We start from the raw sequence: 14,933 nt of genomic DNA on the forward strand, positions 1-14,933 counted from the left end.
CCCATTTGTTTGTTGTTTACTTACTGTTTGGGATCTTTACCCAGTAACAGGAACTCCATCAAGGCTTTTTGGGCATGCAGGCGGTTTTCCGCTTCATCCCAAACCACGCTTTGAGGGCCGTCAATGACCTCGGCGGTCACTTCCTCGCCACGGTGGGCAGGCAGGCAGTGCATGAAAATGGCATCTTCAGCGGCGACTTTCATCATGTCATCGTCTACGCACCAATCGGCAAAGGCAATGCGGCGTTTTTCGTTTTCATCTTCAAAGCCCATGCTGGTCCAGACATCGGTGGTAATAAGATGCGCACCTTTGCAGGCTTCGATGGGATCATCAAATTCCTTCAGGGTGTTTTCACTGATGTTGCCAATGCGTTTGTGATCCAGCTGGTAGCCTTTGGGTGCGGATACGTGCAGGGTGAAGTTAAGCATTTTGGCAGCCTGGATCCAGGTATAGGCCATATTGTTGGCATCGCCTATCCAGGCAACGGTTTTGCCTTCGATGGGGCCACGGTGCTCGAAGAAGGTAAGCAAATCGGCCAGGATTTGGCAAGGATGGAATTCATTGGTAAGGCCATTGATGACAGGAACCCGGGAGTGGGCAGCAAAGCGTTCAAGCCGCGTTTGCTCAAAGGTTCGGATCATGACGATATCCACCATGCGGGAGATGACTCTGGCTGTGTCTTCAATGGGTTCGGAGCGTCCGAGTTGCGAATCACCCGAGGTAAGGTTGATGACAGAGCCGCCAAGTTGATACATGCCGGCTTCAAAAGATACGCGGGTACGGGTACTGGCTTTTTCAAATACCATGGCAAGCGTCCGGTCATGCAGGGGCATATGAGGTTCATAGCGCTTGAATTTTTCTTTAATAAGCAGTGCGCGCTTGAGAACGTACAGGATTTCTTCAGAAGTGAAATCCTGGAATTGCAAAAAGTGCCGCATGGGGCCGGTGATATGAGAGCTTGTCATGGGTACAAAGTGAGAAAGAAAATTGAATATGGTTTAAAATAGAACAAAAGGTGTATTTGTATAATTCTTTATCATATACAATTCTGCGTTTAGTATGTCCATCTTCCTGTATTTGTTTTTAAAAAAATACGGGGTTCTCGTAAAGTCTGATTAAGTGCAACAACTAATTATTCATGGTGTAACACAGCAAGGCCATCGATTTCGTCCCAGTGACTGGGCCGAACGTTTGGCCGGCGTAATGTCACAATTTCGTCCTGCCGGGTTTACGGGCAGCCACCTAACTTATTCACCTTATGTCGTGCCTAATATTCTTAATGGCGTCAAATGTGTGATTGTAGATACTCGCTTGCGCGAACTGGAACCCAAAGCCTGGAAATTTGTCGTTGACTTTGCAAGCGACAATAACCTGACCACTTCAATGAATAAAATTGAAGGGATTGACTCCGAACAAAATAAAAGGACGCAGTAGCGTCCTTTTATTTTTGCTGAAAAACTCGACAGCTTGTAAAAGCTGTCAGAGTGAAGCAAACTTAAGCGATTGCTTTAATGGCAGCTGCCAAACGGCTTTTTTGACGCGCTGCTTTGTTTTTGTGGATGATGTTTTTATCAGCCACGCGATCGATGACGCTGGTTGCCTTGACAAAAACTTCGTTTGCCAGCGCTTGGTCGCCAGATTCAATAGCTTTGCGAACGTGCTTGATGTTTGTGCGCAGCAAAGAACGCAGGCTAGAGTTGTGTTTGTTGCGTGCTACAGATTGACGTGCACGTTTACGGGCTTGGGCAGTATTGGCCATATCAGATTCTTCTATTAAGTTAATTCAGCAAAGTTCGTTATTTTATCATAAACTTCACTTTTTGCAAGATTTCTTTTTAAATACACTAATTTACGTGAGGTCTGCCATCATTGCGTTTGCCTGGAACAACATTTGATGTTATTTGCGGCGGGTGAAATCATGCTTTCTGAAGCCACAGGCCAGCAGTACACCAAAATAAACAAGACCGCATCCAATCAGAACCAGTAAAAGTGTAACAAGTCTTGAAACGGGAAATATAAAAGCAGACTCGCCAATAATACCAGAAATAAAGCCTCCAATAGTATGGATAAGCGTATTTGGACTGGCTTCCGTCCAATTGATATATTGCTGGATGAACAAGAGCCAGCCTGTCATGCATAACAAGGCAGGTGCCAGGCGAATGAAAAATGCAGGCCACTTGCCTTGGGGGATGTAGATTTTTTTTCTGCGCAGGCCAATGTAAAGGCAAAGGGCATTAAGGGTTGCGCCCAGGCCTATGGACAGGGCAAGCCCTGCATGGTCCAGTAACGGTACAAAAATAACGTTTAACAGTTGGGTGCTGATTAAGACAAATATGGCAATTTTGACCGGCGTGCGTATATCCTGTTTGGCATAAAAGCCCGGCGCCAGAATCTTGACGCTTAGTATGCCAATCAGCCCAACCGCATAGGCCATGACTGCGCTACGGGTAAAGAATACATCGTCACTGCCGAAGGCGCCATAATTGAACAGGGTGGCTACCAGGCCATCAGCCAGGAAGGCCATGCCCAATGCGGCAGGCATGCCAAGCATGAAAACCAGTTTTAAACCCCAATCCATAAGCTGGCTGTAAGCCTGGGCATCTTCTTTGGCATGGGCGGCAGACAGGCTGGGCAGTAACACTGTACCCAAGGCAACGCCCAGCAGGGCGGTGGGGAACTCCATTAAGCGGTCGGCAAATGAAAGCCATGTGACGCTGCCTGCTGCCAGCCAGGTGGCAATGTTGGTATTGATGAGGATGGATATTTGCGCCACCGAAACCCCCAGGGTTGCCGGGCCCATTTGTTTGACAATGCGCCGAACGACCGGGTCTTGCCAGGCCTGGCCAACTTTAAGGGACAGGCGTGGCACCAGCCCCAGTTTGGCCAGGGCCAGCCACTGTATGGTGAGCTGGGCAATGCCGCCCGCCATGACGCCCGCCGCAAGCGCATAAATAGGGGTGGAAAAATAGCCGGTTAAAAAAAGGCAGGCCAGTATCATCGCGATATTCAGCAGTACGGGCGTAAAAGCCGGGATGGCAAATTTGCGCCAGGTATTCAGTACGCCCGAAGCAAAGGCCACCAGTGACATGCACAAAATATAGGGGAACATGACACGGGTCATCCAGGTGGCCGCCTCAAAAGCCGTCTGGTTTTCCGGGCGTGTCATGCCCGAGGCCATTATTGTGACAATCCAAGGGGTGGCAATAATGCCCAATAAGGTAACCAGCATCAGGGCTACCGTCAGAAGTGAGGCAACATGATCAAGCAGGGTTTTTACTTTTTCTTCCGGGTGCTTGTTGCGGGCCTCACCAAGGATAGGGACAAAAGCCTGGGCAAAAGCACCTTCGGCAAACAGGCGACGCAGCAGGTTGGGAATGCGGAAAGCAACCCAGAACGCGTCGGTCAGGGGGCTTGCTCCAAATGTTCTTGCTATCAGGATATCTCTGGCCAGCCCGGTGATTCGGGATAAAAGAGTAAGGCCACTGATGGTTGCGGCAGAACGGAGTAAGCTCATGATGAAATAAAATGAAAAGTTAAAAAATTAGCGCCCGTAAAGCCTATGGTCAGACATTGTGCCGGGCGCTAATTGTGCTGGATTGAAAATGATTATTTTGGCTGCAGGCGAATAGCCCCGTCAAGGCGAATGGTTTCACCGTTAATCATTTCATTGGTAATAATGCTGTACACCAGTTTGGCGTAGTCTTCAGGGGTACCAAGGCGCGACGGAAACGGGATGTTCGCAGCCAGGGAATCCTGGACTTCCTGTGGCATGCCAAACATCATGGGTGTGCCGAAAATGCCAGGGGCAATGGTGTTGCAACGAATGCCAGAGCGGGCCAGATCGCGGGCGATAGGCAGGGTCATACCCACCACACCGCCTTTAGAGGCGGAGTACGCTGCCTGGCCAATTTGGCCTTCGTAGGCGGCGACCGATGCCGTGTTAATAATGACACCCCGTTCGCCAGTGGCTTCGGGGGTGTTTTGTTCCATGGCAGCGGCAGCCAGACGCAGCATATTGAATGAGCCAATCAGGTTGATGGAGATGACTTTCTGGAACAATTCAAGAGAATGGGCGCCTTGTTTGCCGACGGTGCGGGCAGCCGGTGCAATGCCAGCGCAATTGACCAGGCCAAACAACGGGCCCAGCTCGGTAGCCGCCGCAATAACTGCCTGGGCATCGGTTTCGCTGGTGACATCGCAATGAACATATTTTTGATTCAGTTCTGTTGCGATTTGCTGGCCTGCTTCGTCTTGCAGGTCAGCAATGACAACCCTGGCGCCATTTTTAACCAGCATTCTGGCAGTACCGGCACCCAGCCCAGAGGCTCCGCCAGTAACAACGAAAACTTTTCCTTGAATATCCATGTCTTCTCCTGATTGGTTATTTGGATAATGCTTCTTGTATGCGTTTTGTGATTTCTTCTACTTTACCCAAGCCGGATACTTTGACGTATTTAGGCGCTTTTGGGTCATTCTGGGCAGACCAGTCTGAATAGTAGTCAACCAGGGGACGCGTTTGGTTCCGGTAGACTTCGAGACGTTTTTTAACTGTTTCTTCCTGGTCGTCATCGCGCTGCACCAGAGGTTCGCCGGTGATGTCGTCTTTTCCTTCCACTTTGGGAGGATTGAATTTGGTGTGGTATGAACGGCCACTGGCAGGGTGAATGCGGCGGCCACTCATGCGCTCGATGATGTCTTCTTCGGGAACATCAATTTCAATCACGTAGTCCAGGCTGATATTGGCTGATTTCAGGGCATCGGCCTGGGGAATGGTGCGGGGAAATCCATCGAACAGATAGCCGTTCTCACAGTCTTGAGACTGAAGGCGGTCTTTAACAAGCCGGATGATGATGTCATCGGAAACCAGTCCGCCATTATCCATGATTTGTTTGGCTTCCAGGCCAACGGGAGTTTGGGCCTTGACCGCGGCACGCAACATGTCACCGGTGGAAATTTGGGGAATGGAATATTCCTGGGTGATAAAGCTGGCTTGAGTGCCTTTGCCGGCACCAGGTGGCCCTAACAGTATTAAACGCATGAATCCCTCCTGGGTAAAAATATATTAGTTTATAAATAAATGAGTGTATTTTATATGATGCATTGCAAAAAGTTACCGGTTTTCCAGGAAATTTCTAACTCTTTCCAGATCTTCCGGGGTGTCCACACCGGCTAAAGGGGCCTGACGGGTTTGCAGTACGTAAATTTTGTGTCCATGCTCAAGCGCTCTTAGCTGTTCGAGCGCTTCGGTTGTTTCAAGTGCGCCTTGCGCAAGCAATGGAAATTGCTTCAGAAAAAACGAACGGTAGGCATACATGCCAATATGGTGCAGCGCAGAAAAAGACGGGGGCAACCGGGAACGGTCCTGGTTGAAGGCATCACGTGCCCAGGGAATGGGCGCCCTTGAAAAGTAGATGGCAAAACCTTGGGTGTCCCGCACTACCTTGACTACATTCGGATTGAAGAATTGTTCGCTGCTGCTGATGGAATAAGCGCAGGTGGCAATGGATGCTTCAGGGTGGCTGGCCAGTGCATGGGCCGTCTGATTGATCAGTTCCGGATCAATCAGGGGTTCGTCGCCCTGCACATTGACAACAATCTGTGCGTTGTCAAAGCCCAGTTTGTTGGCCACTTCTGCCAGCCGGTCAGTGCCGGAAGGGTGATCTTCCCGGGTAAGCAGGGTTTCAAAACCATGTTGAAGGGCGCAATCTTCAATTTGCCGGTTATCGGTGGCGATAATGACCCTGCTGGCCTCGGAGGCCCGGGCACGTTCAGCGGTATGGATGACCAGTGGTTTTCCGGCAATATCGGCAAGCATCTTGCCCGGCAGGCGGGTAGAGGCTGCGCGTGCAGGTATAACAGCAATAAAATCTGTCATTTTGACGCAGGCTGGCCTGATTCTGAAAGGGAGCGGGCTTCGCCAGGCAGCATAATGGGGATGCCATCACGAATAGGGTAAGCTTTTTTATCGTTTTCGCAGATGAGTTCCTGCGCTCTGGAGTCGTGTTTCAAGGGCCCTTTACAAACGGGGCAAACGAGTTTATCTAATGGAGATGTTTTCATTTTATTGCTTGAATTATTGGTTAATTCGAAGAGTATAACGGCAACTGACGGATTTTTTCTTCAATTAGATCAAAAAAATGTGCATTCGAAAAGTGCGGTTCAACGTTCACGGACCATAACCGCTCTTCTGAAAGCGTATTGCATTTGCTGGCGTCCTTGCTGGTCATCAGGATGATGTCTGCGTTGATAGCCTTGAAATCACTGGCTGTATAGGCGTAATGATCGGGAAAAGGGATGGTTTGCGAAATCGTGAGCTGAAGCTGTGCCAGAGTGGCAAAAAAACGATCGGGCTGGCCGATGCCGGCAATGGCGGTCATGCGTTGGTTTTTATGTTCGTTAATGAATTGCCGGGGGGTAATGACTTTGCCGGTTGCAAGATGTGTAAAGGATACGGGTTCCAGTGTCATGGCAATTTCATGGTCGAATTCAGCCTGAAAACGGTTTAGTGGCGTGGATTTGAGGTTCGTAATAATAAAATCAACCTGCTTCAGTCGGGAGGCAGGTTCACGCAGGGGGCCTGCAGGCAACAACTTGCCATTACCGGTACGACGGTTGTCTTGAACAACGATTTCGATATCCCGTTGAAGTTTCAGGTGCTGGAGTCCGTCATCTGAAATAATGATGTCGGTTGCAGGCCAGGTGGCCAGTAGCTTCTCAACGGCCTGTTGCCTGCCTGGGTGGACGCTAATGGGGGCATGCCTTGCTATCAGGCTGGGCTCATCGCCAATCTGGCTGGCGCTGGCATTGGTCCCAAAAGCCGTGCGGGCTTCGGGACCAATATCCACCCCATAGCCACGGCTAATGACTCCGGGTGTAAAGCCTTTTTTTCTTAAAGCCTGTACCAAAGCAATCACAAGCGGGGTTTTTCCGGTGCCGCCAACATAAATATTGCCTACAATGATGACTGGACAGGGGGCACGGTAAGCGGTTTTCAGTTTTTTACGGTACAGGTACGATTTTATTGCAACCAACAAATAGACCAGCCAGGAAAAAGGGGTAAGCAGGCTGGATAGCAGTCCCCCTTGGTGCCATTGTTTTTGCAAGTATTGGGTAAATGCACGGGTGCGGGATTTTTTCATGGCTGGGCTGCCTGACTGGGGTTGGTTTGCATAAAGGTGTTAAACAGGGTACTGGAAAAAAAACGGTGGCAGACCAACGTTGTTTTCAGGAAAATGTGACAGTTTATAATTCATTTTTTATGAAGGCAATTGTAACTACCCACAAATTCTGTGGATAATTCTGTTGATAACATAAGGAAGGTCGTGTTTATACGTGTTGTACGTGGCTTTGCTTAATCATTGTGCAATTTAATTGAAATATTTAAAATCTTTTAATATCAATAACTTATCTTTTTTTCATGATGTTTTGCTTTACATATCGGTGCTAAAAGGCAGAGTAATGGGCTAAGTTATTGATTTTCAAATTTTGTGGAAAGATTTCATCTGAACCACGCGAGAAATATGAGTTTTTCTGAAAATTTAATAAAATCCGTCTCTGAAATACTGAGTGTTTCCCAATTGAATCGCATGGTTGGCATGCTTTTTGAACGGGAATTGTCTTTGATGTGGATCCGGGGTGAGATCTCCAATTTTGTACAGGCAGCCTCCGGGCATTGGTACTTTACGTTGAAAGATGAGCGGGCAGCTGTTAAAGGCGTCATGTTCCGGGGCAAGGCTGCCTCAACCGGTTTTGTGCCTCGCGGCGGAGACAAGGTCGAGGTGCGGGCAAGGGTTTCTTTATACGAACCACGCGGAGATTTTCAGCTTCAGGTGGATATGATGCGAAGGGCAGGTCAGGGTGATTTGCACGAAGCTTTTTTGCGCATCAAGCAAAAGCTGGAGTCAGAAGGCTTATTTGATCCGGCCCGCAAGAAAACCATTCCCCTGTTTCCCAAAGCGATCGGAGTAGTCACTTCACTGACTGCCGCGGCCTTGCAGGACGTGTTAACGGCATTGGCTCGCAGGGCCCCTTACGTGCCGGTTATTATTTACCCCAGCCTTGTTCAGGGGCAGGAAGCGGTGGCCTCTTTGATGGCCGCGCTTGAACAGGCAGGGCAGCGCCAGGAGGTAGACGTGCTTTTGCTGGTTCGCGGTGGGGGCAGTATAGAAGATTTATGGAGCTTCAATGATGAACAGTTGGCGCGCCTTATTGCCAGGTGCAGTATTCCCGTCATTAGCGGTGTAGGTCACGAAACCGATTTCACTATTGCTGATTTTGTGGCTGATTTGCGTGCGCCAACGCCCACAGCAGCGGCAGAGTTGGCCTGCGTTTCAGGGCAAGACCTGTCAAGGCGCATTAATCATGCTGTCAATGTACTTAACCGGATACAGCAGCGTCAGCTTGAAATGGCTGGCATGCGGCTTGACAGGGCGGCTTCCCGGCTGGTTTCTCCGGCACAGCTGTTGCTGCGATACGGGCAAAAAAACAGTTATCTGTTGCAGTCACTTGAAAAGTCCTTTCGCAGGAAAAAAGACGCCTTGCAAACCCGTGTCACATTACTGAACAATGCTTTGCAATACAATAAGCCTGATATTGCCAAAGAAAGAGTCAGGGTTAAGCAATATACAAGCCGACTCCACCAGCTTTGGTCGTTTCAGATGAGTAAACGGGTTGCCGCCCTGGAAAAGCTGGACAGCAATTTACGCAACATGAACCCGCGTGCTATTTTGGGGCGCGGTTTCTCGATTACCTATGATGAATTTGGTAATATAGTGAGAGATCCTGCCAAACTTGGCGCTAACCAGAAGTTGCGCCTGGAATTGGAAAAAGGTATTCAAAATGTTGTGGTCATTAAAGACAATCCTCAGGAATTGCTTTAAGATCATATGTTTTTTACAAAAAGGAAGGAAAAAAAATGGCACATACGTTACCCGCTTTGCCGTATGCACTAGATGCACTGGCTCCACACATTTCCCAGGAAACACTCGAGTTTCACTACGGCAAACACCATCAGACATACGTTACCAACCTGAATAATTTAATTGCTGGTACCGAGTTTGAAAACGCAAGCCTTGAAGAAATCATCAAGAAATCTTCAGGTGGTGTATTTAACAATGCGGCACAAGTCTGGAATCACACCTTCTACTGGAACAGCTTGTCTCCCAACGGTGGTGGTGAGCCAACAGGTGCATTGCTGGAAGCCATCAATGCAAAATGGGGCAGTGTTGCCGCATTTAAAGAAGCCTTCAACAAATCTGCCGCAGGCAACTTTGGTTCAGGCTGGACATGGCTGGTTAAAAAAGAAGACGGCACACTGGATATCGTTAATACCAGTAACGCAGCAACTCCATTGACTGGTAACGATAAGCCCCTGCTTACCTGTGACGTATGGGAGCATGCCTACTATATCGACTACCGCAACGCACGTCCTAAATATCTGGAAACATTCTGGAATATTGTGAACTGGGAATTCGCGGCAGCCAACCTGGCCTAAATCCCGCACAGCGATGAAAAACCGGCCATAAAGGCCGGTCAGGAGCCCCCGGCCATTGAAGTAACATAATGGCTGGGGGTTTTTATATATATTCAAAGACAGTCTTTGACCATTTGCGTGATTTGTGGGTCGGCGCCGGGTATGGCAAGGAGCCTGACCTTTGCCGTTAGCAGAACGCCGGTGTCTATAATTGCCTGGGCGATATCGGCATCGGGGCCAGGAATCGTGACAAGATAAAAATCAGTGGTTTGTCTTTGGATTTTTGTGGCCGGGTACTGGGCTTTCCATGCGTTGTTAATGCAATGTGCTGCCTGGGCCGGTAATTTTCCGGAACTGTTGTTGATTTCAGTCGGTTTAAGGGGGTAAGGGTTGCTGGAGGAGGAGCAGGCACTGATAAAAATGCCAGTCAATATAGCTGCATAAACCTTTTTCATGGGCGTCCTTAATGCTAGGCAAAAAACGGGGTATTAATGGGGCAAGAACCGTATGATATCCTGTTCCTTGACATTGTTGTCCCTGAACCAGTGCTGGTTCATTTCCAGCGCGTACTTTGCCGGGGCTGATGAGCAGTAAGTGTCATCGCGCAGTGGCAGCATCTCATGAAAGTTCAGGATTCTTCCCTGCTCATCCATAAAAGCAATGGCCAGCGGAATATAGGTGTTGCGCATCCAGAAGCACAGAGGCTGGCTTTCTTCGAAGACAAACAGCATGCCGTGATTGGTTGGCATTTGCCGGCGAAACATCAAGCCTTTCATGCGTGTTTCGTGTGTATCGGCGATTTCAGCGGTAATGTTGATGTTATTGATGGAAAGGCTGCGTGTTTTCAGGGGTGCTGTGTTTTCAGCACGACTGGATGACATGCACAGCAGAAAAACGCATAGAGCGAGAATGATGAAAAAAAAAGGCCCAATGGGACATTGCTGCCCCATTAACTTGATGCGTTGCATTATGCTTGTCCAGTCAGGCTTCAGTAATACTTAATGCCTGTTTGCCTTTTGGACCCTGGGCAATTTCAAAGGAAACTTTTTGGCCTTCTTTAAGGGTTTTAAATCCATTCATTTGAATGGATGAAAAATGGGCAAAGAGATCTTCTCCACCGCCGTCTGGGGTAATGAACCCGAAACCTTTGGCATCATTGAACCACTTGACGGTTCCTGTTTGTTTTTGTCCGTCGACGTGAACGTTTGATTCGGTTGTTTCTGACATATGCACTGCCTTTGAATAAAAATGAAACATAATCGGATAAAGGTGTGTCCTAATAATAAAGGAATAACCTTATCCTTTGTACACTAAAACCCAGGTTGGCGAACCATTTGCGCTAAAGTGTATCTAAATGATGCGTTTAAAGCACCGGCTCGTCAATAGTGGAAATTACCGATTAAGTCCGTTATTTGTATATAAGTGAAATAACAGGCAGAATCATGCTTACAATGTAAATTTATTTGTACATGTTTTTTCAAGAGTGGATAATGGGGCAACAATCTGGACTTGTGACCGAGAAGCAAAAGGCAAAACTCGCGCCACCACCTTTTTATCAGGTGTTATTGCTTAATGATGATTACACGCCAATGGATTTTGTCGTTGTGGTTTTACAAAAATTTTTTGCAAAATCTGAAGAAGATGCTACTTTGATCATGTTGAAAGTGCATCATGAAGGAAAAGCGGTTTGCGGTGTTTATCCCAAAGATGTTGCGGCAACCAAAGTGGCCATGGTGGCCCAGTATGCCCGTTCCAACCAGCACCCTTTGCAGTGCATAATGGAACCTCTCGAGACATAATGGGTCTACAGCAGGTAATGTTTGGCAGTTTAAGGAAGTATCGGAGGATGATGTGATTTCTCAAGAATTGGAAGTAAGCTTACATATGGCATTTGTTGATGCCAGATCATCACGTCACGAGTTCATTACGGTTGAGCATTTATTGCTTGCCCTGCTGGACAATGCCGCAGCACTTGACGTGCTCAAGGCCTGTGATGCCGATATTGAATCCTTGCGTGGCAAACTGCGTAAATTTGTTAATGAAAATACGCCTGTCGTACCCGGCGATGAAGAGGTTGACACCCAGCCTACCTTGGGTTTCCAACGGGTGATCCAGCGTGCGATCATGCACGTGTCATCAAACGGCAGTAACAAGAAGCCCACCACAGGTGCCAATGTGCTGGTGGCCATATTCAGTGAAAAAGACTCTCATGCGGTTTTCTTCTTGCAGGAAGAAAACATTACCCGCCTTGATGTGGTTAACTATATTTCGCATGGCATATCCAAATTGCCACCACCCAAGGAAGAGCGCCACGAAGAGTCAGTGGCAAGTTCGCGCGAACCCAGCGATTTTGATAAGTCTCCGTTGGCGTTGTATGCGCAAGACCTGAATGCCAATGCGCAGGAAGGCAAAATAGATCCGCTTATCGGGCGTGACCCGGAAATTGAACGGGTCATCCAGATTTTATGCCGTCGCCGCAAGAATAACCCCTTGCTGGTGGGTGAAGCCGGTGTTGGCAAAACCGCCATTGCCGAAGGCCTGGCATTAAGAATTGAAAACAGCGAAGTTCCGGAGATTCTTTCATCTGCACGGGTTTATGCGCTTGATATGGGGGCATTGCTGGCGGGCACCAAATACCGCGGAGACTTTGAGCAACGCCTGAAAGCGGTTCTCAAACAACTTGAAGAACACGAAAATGCCGTACTTTTCATCGATGAGATTCATACGCTCATCGGTGCCGGATCGGCCTCTGGTGGAACGATGGATGCATCCAACCTGCTAAAACCGGCTTTGTCTTCAGGTAAATTGCGTTGCATGGGTGCAACAACCTATAAAGAATATCGGGGTATTTTTGAAAAAGACCACGCCTTGTCACGCCGTTTTCAGAAAGTTGATGTCGCTGAGCCTAGCGTAGAGCAAACCATCCAGATTTTGCGTGGCCTGAAGTCCAAGTTTGAAGAGCACCATGGGGTGCGCTATTCATCTGCTGCGTTGGTTGCCGCTGCTGAATTGTCAGCCCGTCATATCAATGACCGGCATTTGCCGGACAAGGCTATTGATGTCATTGACGAAGCAGGGGCAGCACAAAGATTACTGCCCAAATCACGGCAGAAAAAAGTGATTGGCAAGGCAGAGGTTGAGGCTATTGTTGCAAAAATGGCGCGTATTCCACCGCAAAGTGTTTCTACCGATGACCGGAACAAGCTTGCCACGCTAGAGCGGGATTTGAAAACCGTGGTGTTTGGGCAAAACGATGCCATTACCGCCTTGGCCGCAGCCATTAAAATGTCGCGTTCCGGTTTGGGTAAACCCGACAAACCCATTGGTTCGTTCCTGTTTTCCGGCCCTACCGGGGTTGGTAAAACAGAAGTGGCAAGGCAGCTGGCCTTTACGCTGGGGGTCGAGCTGGTTCGTTTTGACATGTCCGAGTACATGGAACGTCATGCGGTTTCCCGCCTCATTGGTGCGCCACCCGGTTATGTCGGCTTTGACCAAGGGGGTCTTTTAACCGAAGCCATCACTAAACAGCCGCATTGTGTATTGCTGCTTGATGAAATAGAAAAAGCGCATCCGGATATTTTCAATATCCTGCTGCAGGTCATGGACCACGGTACCTTAACCGATAACAACGGTCGCAAGGCTGATTTCAGGAATGTCATTCTTATCATGACCACCAATGCGGGTGCTGAAATGCTTAACAAGCCCACAATCGGGTTTGCCGCTTCGCGCCAGGCAGGGGATGAAATGGCTGAAATAAAGCGGCTCTTCACCCCGGAATTCCGTAACCGTCTTGATGCTATTATTCCTTTTGCGGCGCTCAATAAAGAAGTTATTTTGCGTGTTGTGGATAAATTCCTGATTGAGCTTGAAGAACAGCTGCATGCGAAACGGGTGGAAGTGACTTTTACCGATGAGCTGCGTGCTTATCTGGCCGATAAAGGCTTTGATCCGCTCATGGGTGCAAGGCCCATGCAGCGGCTTATCCAGGATGTCATTCGTCGGGCGCTGGCCGACGAGTTGCTGTTTGGCAAGCTTGCCAACGGCGGGGCTGTACGCGTTGACATCAAGGATGAACAGGTTTCCCTGTTTTTTGAAGAGCCAGGCTCAAAAGCCGATGACCACGAACATAAGGAAGAGGTGCTTGTTTCCTGATGCAGGGTGCGGCAATCAGGCTGGCATGCCATCACTGTGGACAGCTTCATGTAAAACCGCAGCTCCATGAGCGCCAACGCGCCTCATGTGTACGCTGCGGTACTGTTTTGCTTCAAAAGGGAAGGCTCAATGTCAGTGCCTGGTTGGCCTTGTCGGTGGCGGCATTATGGGTTTTTCTTATTGCCAATCTTATGCCGGTTGCCACGCTTTCCTCAGCCGGTATGTCTCGCAGCGCTACATTTCTTCAATCTATCCAGGTGACCTGGGGGCAGGGTTTTCCTCTGGTTGCCACCATGTGTTTAATGGTGGGCTTTGCGGTTCCGCTTTTGCAATTAAGCCTGCTAACGTGGATTCTGTCTTTTCTGTATAAGAAGAAATATCCGCCAGGTTTGCGCACTTTTTCCCGTCTGAGCTGGTTGTGCAAACCTTGGTCCATGATCCCGGTTTTCATGCTGGGTGTGCTGGTGGCTGTGGTCAAGTTGGCAGATATGGCGTCACTTGATCCTGATGCCGGTTTGTGGGCATTTGCCGTACTGACCTTTTTGCTGACTTTTCTTAATAAACTCAATTCCCGTAAAATCTGGCAACTGGCACAAGAGCAAGGAGTCGCCAATGATTTGCCGGTTAAACCGCAAGCCGGGCAATACGTGCTTGCCTGTGAGGTTTGTTCACAGCTGACCTTAAGCCAACAGGAAACAGGGCGTTGTGTTCGCTGCAATGCCAGCGTGCATTACCGTAAACCCAAACATAAATCCCGAACCCTGGCCCTGCTTGCAGCGGCCATCGTGTTTTATGTCCCGGCCAACCTGTATCCGATTATGGTCATTGATACTTTGCTGGGCTCCAGCCGGCATACTATTTTGGGTGGCGTGTTGCAACTTTGGGAATTGGGTTCGTGGGATTTGGCTTTAATTGTTTTTGTGGCCAGCGTGGTAGTACCCATTAGCAAAATCGTTATTATGCTGGTTTTATATATTAATGATAAATCTGGCAACCATGCCATTCAGCAACAGCATACCCGCCTTTACCAGGTGGTTGAGTATATTGGGCAATGGTCCATGCTGGATGTTTTTGTGGTGATATTGCTGGCAGCTCTGGCCAGTTTTGGCAGCCTGATGAGTGTCATGCCCGGGCAGGGCGCTTCTGCCTTTGGCCTGGTGGTTGTTTTTACAATGCTGGCTGCACAAAGTTTTGACATCCGGGAAGGGTGGGACTGCGTTGATGATGGAATTGAAAAAGAAGATTTTGAGCCAGTAGAGACCGCACCCACATTTCAATGAGGCATTGCCTTTGAAGTACCTGCTCTATT

At 48.8% G+C, this 14,933-nt stretch carries 17 protein-coding genes; 6 read left to right on the forward strand and 11 right to left on the reverse strand.

What is annotated here, in order from left to right; genetic code table 11:
- Window positions 1-20 precede the first annotated feature (20 nt).
- Complete coding sequence (argF, locus tag IE074_RS10980) at window positions 21-965, reverse strand: ornithine carbamoyltransferase (protein ID WP_189385508.1); 945 nt, start codon at window positions 963-965, stop codon at window positions 21-23.
- Between the two features lie 154 nt (window positions 966-1,119).
- Between argF and IE074_RS10985 the strand changes: the two genes are divergently transcribed.
- Window positions 1,120-1,434 (forward strand): DUF3579 domain-containing protein, encoded by a 315-nt coding sequence (locus tag IE074_RS10985; protein ID WP_189385509.1) that lies wholly within the window; start codon window positions 1,120-1,122, stop codon window positions 1,432-1,434.
- 61 nt (window positions 1,435-1,495) lie between these two features.
- Here the strand turns inward: IE074_RS10985 and rpsT are convergent, their stop codons facing one another.
- The 7 genes from rpsT to lpxK form a co-directional block, all read right to left on the reverse strand.
- On the reverse strand, window positions 1,496-1,759 hold the full coding sequence (rpsT, locus tag IE074_RS10990) for a 30S ribosomal protein S20 (protein ID WP_189385510.1): 264 nt from the start codon (window positions 1,757-1,759) through the stop codon (window positions 1,496-1,498).
- 138 nt (window positions 1,760-1,897) lie between these two features.
- The gene (murJ, locus tag IE074_RS10995) at window positions 1,898-3,514 is read right to left on the reverse strand and encodes a murein biosynthesis integral membrane protein MurJ (RefSeq protein ID WP_189385511.1); all 1,617 of its coding nucleotides are present in this window, start codon (window positions 3,512-3,514) and stop codon (window positions 1,898-1,900) included.
- 92 nt (window positions 3,515-3,606) lie between these two features.
- Entirely contained in the window at window positions 3,607-4,365 is a 759-nt protein-coding gene (locus IE074_RS11000) for a 3-hydroxyacyl-CoA dehydrogenase (protein WP_189385512.1), read from the reverse strand.
- Between the two features lie 16 nt (window positions 4,366-4,381).
- Window positions 4,382-5,038 carry an adenylate kinase gene (gene adk, locus IE074_RS11005; RefSeq protein ID WP_189385513.1) on the reverse strand — a complete coding sequence of 219 codons (657 nt, stop codon included), beginning with the start codon at window positions 5,036-5,038 and terminating at the stop codon, window positions 4,382-4,384.
- Between the two features lie 72 nt (window positions 5,039-5,110).
- Entirely contained in the window at window positions 5,111-5,875 is a 765-nt protein-coding gene (kdsB, locus tag IE074_RS11010) for a 3-deoxy-manno-octulosonate cytidylyltransferase (protein ID WP_189385514.1), read from the reverse strand.
- Entirely contained in the window at window positions 5,872-6,060 is a 189-nt protein-coding gene (locus IE074_RS11015; protein ID WP_189385515.1) for a Trm112 family protein, read from the reverse strand. The genes kdsB and IE074_RS11015 overlap by 4 nt, the downstream gene beginning before the upstream one ends.
- Window positions 6,061-6,080: 20 nt before the next feature.
- Window positions 6,081-7,139, reverse strand: a complete 1,059-nt coding sequence (lpxK, locus tag IE074_RS11020) for a tetraacyldisaccharide 4'-kinase (protein ID WP_189385516.1) — start codon at window positions 7,137-7,139, stop codon at window positions 6,081-6,083.
- 381 nt (window positions 7,140-7,520) lie between these two features.
- Between lpxK and xseA the strand changes: the two genes are divergently transcribed.
- Entirely contained in the window at window positions 7,521-8,879 is a 1,359-nt protein-coding gene (gene xseA, locus IE074_RS11025; protein ID WP_189385517.1) for an exodeoxyribonuclease VII large subunit, read from the forward strand.
- Between the two features lie 35 nt (window positions 8,880-8,914).
- Window positions 8,915-9,493, forward strand: coding sequence for a superoxide dismutase [Fe] (gene sodB / locus IE074_RS11030; protein WP_189385518.1), 579 nt, complete (start codon window positions 8,915-8,917; stop codon window positions 9,491-9,493).
- A gap of 92 nt (window positions 9,494-9,585) precedes the next feature.
- On the opposite strand, the gene IE074_RS11035 is transcribed toward sodB, so the two are convergent.
- The 3 genes from IE074_RS11035 to IE074_RS11045 are packed head-to-tail and all read right to left on the reverse strand — an operon-like array spanning window position 9,586 to window position 10,699.
- Window positions 9,586-9,927, reverse strand: coding sequence for a hypothetical protein (locus tag IE074_RS11035; protein ID WP_169294948.1), 342 nt, complete (start codon window positions 9,925-9,927; stop codon window positions 9,586-9,588).
- 33 nt (window positions 9,928-9,960) lie between these two features.
- Window positions 9,961-10,440 carry a DUF192 domain-containing protein gene (locus tag IE074_RS11040; RefSeq protein WP_169294947.1) on the reverse strand — a complete coding sequence of 160 codons (480 nt, stop codon included), beginning with the start codon at window positions 10,438-10,440 and terminating at the stop codon, window positions 9,961-9,963.
- Between the two features lie 13 nt (window positions 10,441-10,453).
- Complete coding sequence (locus tag IE074_RS11045; RefSeq protein ID WP_169294946.1) at window positions 10,454-10,699, reverse strand: cold-shock protein; 246 nt, start codon at window positions 10,697-10,699, stop codon at window positions 10,454-10,456.
- A gap of 242 nt (window positions 10,700-10,941) precedes the next feature.
- Here IE074_RS11045 and clpS point away from each other — a divergent pair, with 242 nt between their 5' ends.
- The 3 genes from clpS to IE074_RS11060 are packed head-to-tail and all read left to right on the forward strand — an operon-like array spanning window position 10,942 to window position 14,904.
- Complete coding sequence (clpS, locus tag IE074_RS11050) at window positions 10,942-11,271, forward strand: ATP-dependent Clp protease adapter ClpS (RefSeq protein ID WP_371808415.1); 330 nt, start codon at window positions 10,942-10,944, stop codon at window positions 11,269-11,271.
- A gap of 52 nt (window positions 11,272-11,323) precedes the next feature.
- Window positions 11,324-13,624 (forward strand): ATP-dependent Clp protease ATP-binding subunit ClpA, encoded by a 2,301-nt coding sequence (gene clpA / locus IE074_RS11055; protein ID WP_189385519.1) that lies wholly within the window; start codon window positions 11,324-11,326, stop codon window positions 13,622-13,624.
- Window positions 13,624-14,904: a paraquat-inducible protein A gene (locus IE074_RS11060; protein WP_189385520.1), complete on the forward strand. Its 1,281-nt coding sequence runs from the start codon at window positions 13,624-13,626 to the stop codon at window positions 14,902-14,904. The genes clpA and IE074_RS11060 overlap by 1 nt, the downstream gene beginning before the upstream one ends.
- Window positions 14,905-14,933: the final 29 nt, after the last annotated feature.

Source organism: Advenella faeciporci (genome assembly GCF_014652395.1).
Lineage (GTDB): Bacteria > Pseudomonadota > Gammaproteobacteria > Burkholderiales > Burkholderiaceae_B > Advenella > Advenella faeciporci.